Origin of the sequence: Micromonospora sp. KC207 (assembly GCF_004348615.1) — a bacterium.
In the GTDB taxonomy this organism is placed as follows: Bacteria; Actinomycetota; Actinomycetes; order Mycobacteriales; family Micromonosporaceae; genus Micromonospora.
On the sequence record NZ_SMKJ01000242.1, the window covers coordinates 1 to 11,066 of the forward strand.

Genomic DNA, 11,066 nt, shown 5'->3' on the forward strand with positions numbered 1-11,066 from the left:
ACGAGCACCACCGGGATCGGCACCACCGGCTCGTCCGGCGCCTCGACGGGCCGGTGCGAGCCGTCGGGGAACCGCAGGTGGTAACGGTGGCCGTCCCAACTGCCGATTGGGGCCTGCGGGTCCCGCCCGACGAAGAACGACCGGTACGCGGTGAGCGCGTCCAGCAGCTCCCGTTCCTCCCGCGCGGTCCGTTCCCGGTCGGCCGGCCTGCGGTCCAGCCCTCGACGCATCCCGTCGCGCAGCAGAGCCAGCCGGGTGGCCGAGAACTGGTACCCCCGCATCGCCTTGAGGCCCGCGTCGCCGGCCACCCGGCGGGCCCACGTCCGGGCCGCGTGCCGCCGGCCCAAGCTGCCCAGCGACGCCACCTCGGGTGGGGTGAGCCAGCCGGCCCGCACGTAGTCGGGCAAGGTGCGTTCGGTCAGCCGCCCCTCCCAGCCGCGCAGCCAGACCGCCAGCCCGACCATGGCGAAGAAGATCGGCACCATGACGCCGAGGTAGCCGTACAGCGCGATCATGACCTGGCCGGTGGCCTGCGCCAGCGACGGCAGCAGGTTCCAGGTGCCGTGCAGCATCATCGCCAGCAGCAGGCCGGCGAGCGGGGCGAGGAACCGCACCCGCCGGTCGGCCGTCCGGGCGGCGATGCCGAGCCCCACCCCGGTCATCGAGGTGAACAGCGGGTGCGCGAACCCGAACAGCAGGATCCGGACGATGAAGATCGCGATGACCTGCCGCGCGCCGGTGGCCGGGCCGTACTCGTCGACGCCGGAGGCGTAGCCGTAGCCGCCCAGGTAGAGGATGTTCTCCACCATGGCGAAGCCGACGGCCGACAGCCCGCAGTAGACGAGACCGTCGGTGATTCCGGACCACTCTCGGCGGCGGAAGATCAGCAGCAGGATCGGCCCGAGCGCCTTGGTCAGCTCCTCGATGAACGGGGCGACCAGCACCCCGGTGAGGGCGTTCGGCAGCCCCCAGTCGGCGAACCGGGCGGCGAAGAACTCGTTCACGGTCAGCGAGGCGGCCGTGGAGACGAACGCGCCCCACGCGAAGCAGAAGATCAGGTACTTCAGCGGCTCCGGCTCGTACCGGTCGAGCCACAGGAAGCAGGAGACCAGCACCGGTACCGGCAGGATCGCGGCGACCAGGCCGATCAGCAGCGCCTGGGGCCCGAGGTTGGAGCCGAGCACGAAGAGCATGTAGACCGCACACGCCGCGATCAGCAGCACCACCAGGGCCAACACCAGGAACCGCCGCCAGCCCAGCCGGCGCAGCGTCATCCGGGGGGCGGGCCCGCCGGGCGGCGCGGGGGCGTCGGGCGCGGTCCACGGCGGCACAGCAGCGCCGCCGGTCGGGGTGTCGGCCATTCTGTCAGCGTAGTCACCCCCCGCCGCCCGTTCCGGGCGCATCCGGTGGCCGCTATCCTGTGGGCAGGTCACGAGCGCCAGCGTCAAGCCCCGGCTTGCTGGCCGGCAACCCTCGTCGAGTTCGCGGTGGGGTGCCCCGGGTGATGACCGGGCCCAGCCCCGTCCGGCGCTGGGCAAGCGCGGACCCCGTCCCGGTGGCGTCACCCGGGGTCCCCGGACCCGGAGGTCGGCCATGACCGTCACCCTCGTACCCCCGCCCGCCCCGCTGCCCGCGCGGACCGCGCCGGCGTCGTCGCGGCCGCTCGACGTGCTCGGTGTGCCGGGCCAGACCAACCTGGACCACGCGGCGAGCGCGCCGTGCGCGCGGGCGGCGGCCGACGCTGTGGCCGAGCTGCTGCCCTGGTACGCCAGCGTGCATCGCGGCGCGGGCGCGCTGTCGCGGCGCTGCACCCTCGCCTACGAGCGGGCCCGGCAGACCGTCGGCGACTTCTTCGGCGCCCGGGCCGACGACCACGTGATCTTCACCCGGAACACCACGGACGCGCTGAACCTGCTGGCCCGCGCCCTGCCCGCCGGGACGACGGTGGTGACGTTCGCCGGGGAACACCACGCCAACCTGCTGCCCTGGCCGCGCGGCTCGGTGCGGCTGCCCGTGCCCGCCGGCCCGGGCGAGGCGGTCCGGGCGCTGGACGCGGCGCTGACGGAGCTGCGCCGGGGCGCGGTCGCCGGCCCGCCGGTGCTGGTCGCGGTCACCGGGGCGAGCAACGTGACCGGGGAGCGCTGGCCGGTGGCCGAGCTGGCCGCCGTCGCCCGCCGGCACGCCGCCCGGATCGCCGTGGACGCCGCCCAGCTCGCCCCGCACGCCCCGGTCGACGTGGCCGCGCTCGGCGTGGACTACCTGGCCGTCTCCGGGCACAAGCTGTACGCGCCGTTCGGCGCGGGGGTGCTGCTCGGGCGGGGCGACTGGCTGGACGCGGCCCCGCCGTACCTGGCGGGCGGGGGCGCGACCGGCCATGTCGGGGACGCCACGCACGAGGTGCGCTGGACCGCCGGCCCGGCCCGGCACGAGGCGGGTACGCCCAACCTGCTCGGCGCGGTCGCCCTCGCGGCGGTCTGCGCCGCGCTCGCCGACGCGGACCGGGTCGCGCTGCACGCCCGGGAGCAGGTCCTGCTGGCCCGGCTCCGGAACGGCCTGAGCGCCCTGCCCCGCGTGGTGGAGCTGCGTACCTTCGGCCCGGACGCCCCCCGGGTCGGCATCGTCTCGTTCGTGGTCGCCGGCCGGGACTCGGCGGAGGTCGCGGCGGAGCTGGCCGGCCGGTACGACGTCGGGATCCGCGACGGCCTGTTCTGCGCCCACCCGCTGGCCCGGCGGCTGCTCGCCGAGGCGGCGGCCCGCAGCGGGCGGTCGGACCTGCCGTCGACCGCCCTGCGGGCGAGCCTCGGCCTGGGCAGCACGGCACAGGACGTCGACCGCCTGCTGGCCGCCCTCGCCGAGCTGAGCTAGCCACCCATCCTGGTCCCCGCGTCCCGGCACCTGGTGCGCGCCTCCCCGCGCGCCGCGTCCCCGTGCCTCGCACCACTCAGCCCAGGGGCGGGGCCGTGGGGGGCTTCGGGAAGCCGCCGGCCTCGGTTGTGCCCGTGGCCGGCTTCTCCTGCTCGCCGAAGGACTGCCGGATTAGCCGGTTCGCCTCCTGCTGCTCGATCCCGGAGGCCACCAGCAGGTCGCTTGCGGTGGTCCGCACCTGCGCGATCACCACGCTGCCGGAGAACCCGACCCCCTGCTCGTACGCCCGGCCAGCCTCGCTGACGGCGCGCAGGCAGCGCTCCCGGGCCTTCTCCGGCTCCGCCCCGACGGCGAACTCGTGGCGGAGCAGGCGGACCGCCTCGGCGAGGTGGACCACCGCCTCGGGCATGGGCTCCGGCACCGGCTCCTCGTCCTCGATCATGGTCACCGCGCGCCGGATCAGGGTGCCGCTGTTGCGCATCGCCCGGTCGATGGGGTCGGCCGCCTCGGCGTAGTGGGTCAGCTCGCTGCGCCGGTGCCAGCGAGCCGGGGAGAGGGTGCTGGTCTCCTTCGCGCCCTCGATCGCCTCCGTGAGCGTGGCCAGCTCCGCCTTGTTCTCCCGGAGCCGTTCCAGGGCGGCCTGGGCGCTGTCCCGGTCGCGTTCACGCAGCGCCCTGGCCGCCACGTCGAGCTGTTCGGCGAGCAGGTCGAGTGCGGGTCGGGCGGCCCGGTTGATCACCTGGAGCGGGTTCAGGGGCAGCAGGAGCGCCGTGACCACCAGCGCGATCCCGCCGCCGACGAACGCGTCCACGAAGCGCGGAATCTCCAGGTCCTGGGTGGACGGGCTGAGTGTGACGATCAGCACGGCCGTCGCGGCGGCCTGGATGACGATCGCCACGCTCGCGCCGAAGAAGATGGTCAGCAGGATGGCCGCCGTCACCACCAACCCGAGCTGCCAGCCCCCCGTACCCAGAAAATAGATCAGCACGTCGCCGAGGAACACCCCGACCGCCACCCCGACGATCAGCTCGACGGTCCGCCGCAGCCGCTGGCCGACCGACGCGGCGAGGGTGCCGACCGCCGAGATCGGCGCGAAGACCGGCTGGGGGTTGTGCATCAGCTCGTGGGAGACGATCCAGGCCAGTGCCGCGGCCAGCCCGGCCTGACCGGCCAGCCCGAGCGCCATCCGGACCCGGTGCAGCCGGTCGTGCAGGGTGGCCCGGCCCCGTTGGCGAAGCTGCGCCATCGCCGCCGCGATCCTTGGCGCGTCGACGTCGGCGTCGCCCTCGCGCAGCCCGGCACGCCGCAGCAACGAGGGTCGGCGGTCCCGGGCCACGGCCATGGCGGGGACTACCCGCCGGAGGGACGGTGAATCCTCGCCCGCTGCGGCAGACTCGGTCGGGTGACGGAACTGGACGACGGCCGGAGGCCCGACCCGGACGCCGACCGGGCGGGGCTGGACGCCGACCGGGCGCTCAGGCTCGGCAACGGCCAGCCGGTCGGGCCGGAAGACGACCGGGCGGTCGGGTTGCTGGACCGGTGGCGGGCGGCGGCCCGGGGCGCCGGCGCGCCCGACGGCCCCGCGCTGGCCCGCGCCGGAGAGGACCTGCTGACCCGCTGGCGGGAGCCGCACCGGCGCTACCACACGGTCCGGCACCTGACCGCCGTACTCGACGTGGTCGACGCGTACGCCGTGCTGGCCGACCAGCCGGACCTGGTCCGGCTCGCCGCATGGTGCCACGATGCGATCTACGACCCGCGCGCCGCCGGGGACGCCAACGAGCGGGCCAGCGCCGACCTCGCCGAGGCGCTGCTGACCGGGCTCGGGGCACCGGTCACGGCGGCGGCCGAGGTCCGCCGGCTGGTGCTGCTCACCGCCGGGCACGCGGTCGCCGCCGCCGACCGCGACGGGGCGCTGCTCTGCGACGCCGACCTGGCCGTGCTGGCCGACCCGCCCGAGGAGTACGACCGGTACGCCGCCGCCGTCCGCCAGGAGTACGCCCACGTCCCGGACCGGGACTTCCGGCAGGGCCGCGCCCGGGTCCTGGAGTCCCTCCTGGCGCTGCCCACCCTCTACCGCCTCCCCGACCTGGCACCCATCTGGGAACACCTGGCCCGCACAAACCTCACCCGCGAACTAGCCACCCTCCGCTAGCCGCCGGTTAGCCTCAGCTGCATGGCCGGACCCCCCCTCCTCGCTGACCTGCGCGCCCTCCTCGGCGACACCGCCGTCCTGACCGACCCGGACCTGCTACGAACACACGAGCGGGACGAGGCCGACCTGTGTGCGGCCGGGACGCCGCTGGTGGTGGTCCGCCCGCGCGGCACCGAGGAGGTGGCCGGCGTGGTGCGGGCCGCGGCCCGGCACGGCGTACCCGTGGTGCCGCAGGGGGCGCGGACCGGGCTGGCCGGCGCGGCGAACGCGGTGGACGGCGCGGTGGTGCTGAGCACCGTGGCGATGGACCGGATTCTGGAGATCGACCCGGTGGGCCGGATCGCCGTGGTCCAGCCCGGGGTGGTCAACGCGACACTGGCCGGCGCGGTCCGCCGGGAGGGGCTGTACTACCCGCCGGACCCGGGCTCCTGGGAGTCGTCCACGATCGGCGGCAACGTCGCCACCAACGCGGGCGGCATGTGCTGCGTCAAGTACGGCGTGACCGCCGAGTACGTGCTCGGCCTGGAGGTGGTGCTCGCCTCCGGCGAGGTGCTGCGCACCGGCCGACGCACCGCCAAGGGCGTCGCCGGGTACGACCTGACCCGGCTCTTCGTCGGCTCGGAGGGCACCCTCGGCGTGATCACCGAGGTGACCGTCGCGCTGCGGCCCGCCCCGGAGGAGTCGCTGACCCTGGTCGCCGTCTTCGACTCCACGGCGGACGCCGGCACGGCGGTGGCCCAGATCGCCGCGAGGGGGCTCACCCCGAGCCTGCTGGAGCTGCTCGACCGCACGCACCTGCGGGCGATCGAGGCGTATCAGCCGATGGGGTTGCGCACCGACGCGCAGGCACTGCTGCTGGCCGCCGTGGACACCGGCTCGCGGGCCGCCGAGGACCTGGCCCGGATCGCCGAGGTGTGCGGGAACGCCGGGGCCGACGAGGTGTACGCCGCCACCGACGCCGTGGAGGCGGCGGCGCTGTTGCAGGCCCGCCGGCTGGCCCACCCGGCGATGGAGAAGTTCGCCGCCGACGCGTATCCGGGTGGCAATGGCGGGCTGGTCATCGACGACGTGGCGGTGCCGCGCGGGTCGCTCGCCGAGCTGCTGGACGGGGTGGCGCGGATCGCCGAGGAGTGCGCCGTGCCGATCGGGGTGGTGGGGCACGCCGGCGACGGCAACCTGCACCCGAACATCGTGGTCGACCGCGCCGATCCGACCAGCGTGGAGCGGGGCCGGCGGGCGTTCGACGAGATCATGCGGCTCGGCCTGGCGCTGGGCGGCACCTGCACCGGCGAGCACGGGGTGGGGCTGCTCAAGCGGGACTGGCTGGCCCGGGAGATCGGGCCGGTCGGGGTGCGGGTGCACCAGGCGATCAAGGCGGCGCTCGACCCGGCGGGGCTGTTCAACCCCGGCAAGGTGCTCTGAGGCCGCCCCGGGCAGCCCGACGTCAGGCGGTGGCCTCACGTTGGGGTGACCTGGGTGAGCAGCAGCAGGATCCCGTACCCCAGGGGTGACCCGCCGACCGGCGAGGGTTCGGCTACCGGGGGGACGACGGGATTTCGACGGGATCACCGTCGGCCCGGTCCGCCGCGAAGCCCCGCACGTCCGGCGCGCCGAGCCGGGCCGCGTCCGCGGTGGCGTCGTCCGGCATGAGCTGGGACTCCCGCTCCGCCTCCACCCGGGCCCGGTAGTGCGCGACCTCGCGCGCCCGGGTCGCCGCGTCCCAACCCTGCACCGAACCCATCAGCTCGGCGGCGTGCTCGGCCGACTCCAGGCCGCGGTGGGCGGTCTCGATGGAGATCCGGGTACGTCGGGTCAGCACGTCCTCCAGGTGCAGCGCCCCCTCCGCGCGGGCCGCGTACGTCACCTCGGCCGCCAGGTATTCCGGTGCACCGGCCAGCGGCGAGGCGAGCAGCGGATCCGCGTCGACCAGCGCCAGCAGGTCGAGGGTGAGGGTGCCGTACCGCTCCAGCAGGTGCTCGACCACCCCGACCGGCATCCCGTGCCGGCGGGCCAGGTCGGCCCGGTCCCGCCACATCGCGGCGTACCCGTCGGCGCCGAGCAGCGGCAAATCGGCCGTGCGGGACGGGCGGACCCCGCCGAGCCGGCGGGCCGCGCGGTCCACCACGTCGGAGGCCATCACCCGGTACGTCGTGTACTTGCCCCCGGCGACCAGCAGCAGCCCGAGCATGGGCTCGACGACCGCGTGCTCCCGGGACAGCTTGGAGGTGGAGTCTGCCTCGCCGGCCAGCAACGGCCGCAGGCCGGCGTAGACGCCCTCGATGTCGTCGGTGGTGAGCGGCCGGTCCAGCACCGCGTTGACCTGCTCCAGCAGGTACGCGATGTCGCGGGCGGACGCGGCCGGGTGGGACCGGTCGAGCTGCCAGTCGGTGTCGGTGGTGCCGATGATCCAGTGCCCGCCCCAGGGGATCACGAACAGCACGCTGGTGGCGGTACGCAGGATCAGGCCCGTCTCGCCGGTGATCGCCGAACGGGGCACCACGAGGTGCACCCCCTTGGACGCCCGTACCCGGACCCCACGGCGCAGCCCAACGTCGTTGAGCATCCGGGACATGTCGTCGGTCCACACGCCGGTGGCGGCGATGACCGTGCGGGCGCGTACCTCGAACTCGGCGTCCGGTGAGCCGGGCGCGGCCTCCAGGTCCCGGACCCGGACCCCGGTCACCTCGCGCGCCTGCCGGACGAGGCCGACGGCGCGGGCGCTGCTGACCACGGTCGCCCCCAGGCTGGCCGCGGTGCGGGCCAGCGTGACCACCAGCCGGGCGTCGTCGACCTGCCCGTCGTAGTAGCGGATCGCCCCGGCGAGGCTGTCGGCGCGCAGGCTCGGGAAGATCCGCCGCGCGCCCTCCCGGGTGAGGTGCCGGTGCAGCGGCATCCCCCGCCCGCCCCCGAACAACCCGGCGAACGCGTCGTACGCGGCCACGCCGAGGCCGTAGTAGGAGCGGCGGAAGGTGCGGCCGGGCAGGTCGCGCACACCCCGCCCGGCGGGCAGCGGGACCAGGATCGGCACCGGCCGGACCAGGTGCGGGGCGAGCCGGGTGGCGAGCAGCCCCCGCTCGGTGAGCGCCTCGTGGACCAGGTGGAACTCCAACTGCTCCAGATAACGCAGGCCGCCGTGGATCAGCTTGCTGGACCGGCTGGAGGTGCCGGCGGCGAAGTCGCGCGCCTCCACCAGGGCCACCTTCAGGCCTCGGGAGGCGGCGTCCAGCGCGGCACCGGCGCCGGTCACGCCGCCGCCGATCACGAGGACATCGAACCGTTCGGCACGCAGTCGCCGCAGGTCGGCGGCGCGTCGCGCCGGGGAGAGCTGGCCGGCGACGCTTCGGGAGATGTTGGGGTCACGCACCTGTCCACCGTAGCCGTCGTGGCCGCCGCGCGGCACGTCGTGATCTCGCCGTACTGTCGGGGAGTGGAGGTCGGTCCGTACGCAGGTCGTCCCTTTCTGTCGCCCGTGGTGATCCCGCCGCCGGTCCGTCCCGGCCCGTGGCCGGTGGTGGCGGCGGCGCTGGTCGGGTGCTGGACGGTCGCGGTCGCCGTGCCGGCCGAGCTGGTCGGCTGGCTGGCCGACCAGGTCCGGCTCGCCACCGGGCTGGACCGGGCGGTCTGGCTCTGGCCGGCGGTCGCCCTGGTGACAGTGCTGCTGGCCGGGGTGCCGGTGCTGCTGCTGGCCCTGCTGCCCCGCGCCGGGGCGGTCCGGGCCACCGGCCGCGCCTGGCTCGCCGGGCTGCTCGCCCTCGGCGCGCTCACCCTGCTGCGCGCCCTGCCGCCGGTGCACCACGAGGCGTACCTGGCCGCACTGGCGGTGACGGCCGCCCTGCTCGCCGTGCTGCTGCCCCGACTGGCCCGGGGGGCCGCGCCGGCTGCCGCGCCGCCGAACACCGCCCCGACGACGTCGGCCGCCGACCCCGACGGGCCGCAGGCGCCCGCCGGCTCGGGCGGGGGTGTGCCGGTGCCCTCCTCTGCGGTGACCCCGCTGGCGGTGGCCGCCGGACTGGCGACCCTGCTGCCCTGGGTGTGGTTCGGAGCGCTCGGCGGGCTGCTGGAGACCGCGCTCGCGGCGACAGCCGCGGCGGCCGTCGGCGTCCTCGCCGGGGCGCTGCTCGACGCCCGGTTCTGGGCGTACCACGCCGGCGGCCGGCCGCCCCGGCCCGCCCGCCTGGTGCTGGTCGGCGGCCTGGTCGCCGGGGTGACGCTGCTGCTGCTCGCCGCCGGTGCCGGGCAGGCCGGCGCGCAACTGCCCGCCCTGCTGACCCTGCCCCCGCTCGGCTTCGCGCTGGCCGCCCTCCAGGCACCCGCGCTGCGGGCCGGCGGGCTCGCCGGGCCGACGCCCGCCCGCTGGCTCGTCGGGCTCGCCGCGTTCGGACCGCTGGCCTTCGCCGACCCGGAGGAGGTCACCCTGGTACTGGCGACCACCCGGGACATCCCGTTCTGGGTGGCAGCCGCCGCCGCCTGCGGCCTCGCGGTGGCCGCGCTCCTGGCCATCGCGTACGGCGTGCTGCTGGCCCGCCCGCGCGGTCGCACGCCGAGCCGGCGGGTGGCGGTGGCGACCGCCGTGATCCTGCTCGCCGGGGCGGCCCTGGTCCACGCCGGTCCCGGCCAGCCCGGCCTGCACGGCGAGCGGCTGCTCGTGGTGCTGCGCGAGCAGGCCGACCTGCGCGATGTGCCGGCCGGCGGGCCGGGGCAGGCGGGCCGGGACGCCCGGGCCCGGGAGGTCTACCGGCGGCTGGTGGCCACGGCCGAGCGGACCCAGGCCGGCCTGCGCCGCGACCTGGCCCGGCTGGGGCTCGACCCGACGCCGTACTACCTGGTCAACTCGGTCGAGGTGGACGGCGGGCCGGCCGTGCGGGCCTGGCTGTCCCGCCGCACCGACGTGGACCGGGTACTGCTGAGCCAGCGGCTTCGCCCGCTGCCCGCCCGCGCGCCGACCAGCCGGGGTGATCGGGCCGCACCGTCCGGGCCGGCCTGGAACGTCTCCCTGCTCCACGCCGACCGGGTCTGGTCGCAGCTCGGCGTCACCGGTGCCGGCATCGTGGTGGGCAGCTCCGACTCCGGGGTGGACGGCCGGCACCCGGCGCTGGCCGGTGGCTTCCGGGGCGGCGACGACTCCTGGTACGACCCGTGGGACCACACCCGGGCGCCGACCGACCAGGGTGGCCACGGCACCCACACGACGGGCAGCGCCGTCGGGCGCAACGGAATCGGGGTGGCCCCCGGGGCGAGTTGGATCGGCTGCGTGAACCTGGACCGTAACCTCGGCAACCCGGCGCGCTACCTCGACTGCCTCCAGTTCATGCTGGCCCCGTTCCCGGCCGGCGGTGACCCGTTCACCGACGGGCGTCCGGAGCGGGCGCCGCAGGTGCTGACGAACTCGTGGAGCTGCCCGCCGATCGAGGGCTGCGACCCGGGGGCACTGCGGCCGGCGACCGTCGCGTTGGACGCGGCCGGCATCTTCGTGGTCGCGGCGGCTGGCAACACCGGGCCGTACTGCCGGTCGATCAAGGATCCGCCGGCGGCGTACCCGGACGTCTTCACCGTCGGGGCGACCGACCGGGACCGCGAGGTCGCCGACTTCTCCAACCGGGGGCCGGTGCACGGCGCGGCCAAGCCGGACGTGGTCGCCCCGGGCGTGGGGGTGCTCTCCGCGATGCCGGGCGGCGGGTACGCCACCCTGGACGGCACGTCGATGGCGGCCCCGCAGGTCGCCGGGGTGGTGGCGCTGATGTGGTCGGCGAACCCGGCCCTGGTCGGGGACCTGGACCGCACCCGCCGGATCCTGCGCGACACCGCCGTCCCGGCCGGGCCGACGTACGCCTCCCGCGACCCGGCCGACTCCTGCGGCGGGGACGCGAACATCACCGGGGCCGGCCTGGTCGACGCGTACGCCGCCGTCCGCGCTGCCGGGTGAAAGGAGGTGCCCCTTGTTGACGCATACGGTAGAGAGAGGTCCCCTTCTCACCACCTTCCCCGGTGACCCGGGGTCGGCGGGCAGGAACGATCAGCGTCGTGGGATTCGGGGCGGGCGTAGACG

7 protein-coding genes and 1 riboswitch are annotated in these 11,066 nt (G+C 76.0%); of the genes, 4 read left to right on the top strand and 3 right to left on the bottom strand.

The genetic code is table 11. The features are described 5' to 3' along the window. Positions 1-1,361, bottom strand: a 1,361-nt coding sequence (locus E1258_RS24700) for a PrsW family intramembrane metalloprotease (protein WP_165949892.1), incomplete at its 3' end; no start/stop codon positions are given. A 66-nt stretch (positions 1,362-1,427) separates the two neighbouring features. Next, a riboswitch (SAM riboswitch) is annotated at positions 1,428-1,547 on the top strand. A 46-nt stretch (positions 1,548-1,593) separates the two neighbouring features. On the opposite strand from E1258_RS24700, the gene E1258_RS24705 reads away from it, so the two are divergent. Then, the gene (locus tag E1258_RS24705) at positions 1,594-2,865 is read left to right on the top strand and encodes an aminotransferase class V-fold PLP-dependent enzyme (RefSeq protein WP_132405322.1); all 1,272 of its coding nucleotides are present in this window, start codon (positions 1,594-1,596) and stop codon (positions 2,863-2,865) included. 76 nt (positions 2,866-2,941) lie between these two features. Here the strand turns inward: E1258_RS24705 and E1258_RS24710 are convergent, their stop codons facing one another. Continuing rightward, positions 2,942-4,201: an aromatic acid exporter family protein gene (locus E1258_RS24710; RefSeq protein ID WP_132405326.1), complete on the bottom strand. Its 1,260-nt coding sequence runs from the start codon at positions 4,199-4,201 to the stop codon at positions 2,942-2,944. Between the two features lie 192 nt (positions 4,202-4,393). Here E1258_RS24710 and E1258_RS24715 point away from each other — a divergent pair, with 192 nt between their 5' ends. Beyond that, positions 4,394-5,020, top strand: coding sequence for a metal-dependent phosphohydrolase (locus tag E1258_RS24715; RefSeq protein WP_132405328.1), 627 nt, complete (start codon positions 4,394-4,396; stop codon positions 5,018-5,020). A gap of 21 nt (positions 5,021-5,041) precedes the next feature. Beyond that, positions 5,042-6,442, top strand: coding sequence for an FAD-binding oxidoreductase (locus tag E1258_RS24720; RefSeq protein ID WP_132405324.1), 1,401 nt, complete (start codon positions 5,042-5,044; stop codon positions 6,440-6,442). 112 nt (positions 6,443-6,554) lie between these two features. On the opposite strand, the gene E1258_RS24725 is transcribed toward E1258_RS24720, so the two are convergent. Beyond that, a complete protein-coding gene (locus E1258_RS24725; protein ID WP_132405330.1) occupies positions 6,555-8,369 on the bottom strand; it encodes a glycerol-3-phosphate dehydrogenase/oxidase in 1,815 nt (604 codons plus the stop codon). A 111-nt stretch (positions 8,370-8,480) separates the two neighbouring features. Between E1258_RS24725 and E1258_RS24730 the strand changes: the two genes are divergently transcribed. Further along, positions 8,481-10,943, top strand: coding sequence for a S8 family serine peptidase (locus E1258_RS24730; RefSeq protein WP_371688682.1), 2,463 nt, complete (start codon positions 8,481-8,483; stop codon positions 10,941-10,943). Positions 10,944-11,066 lie beyond the last annotated feature (123 nt).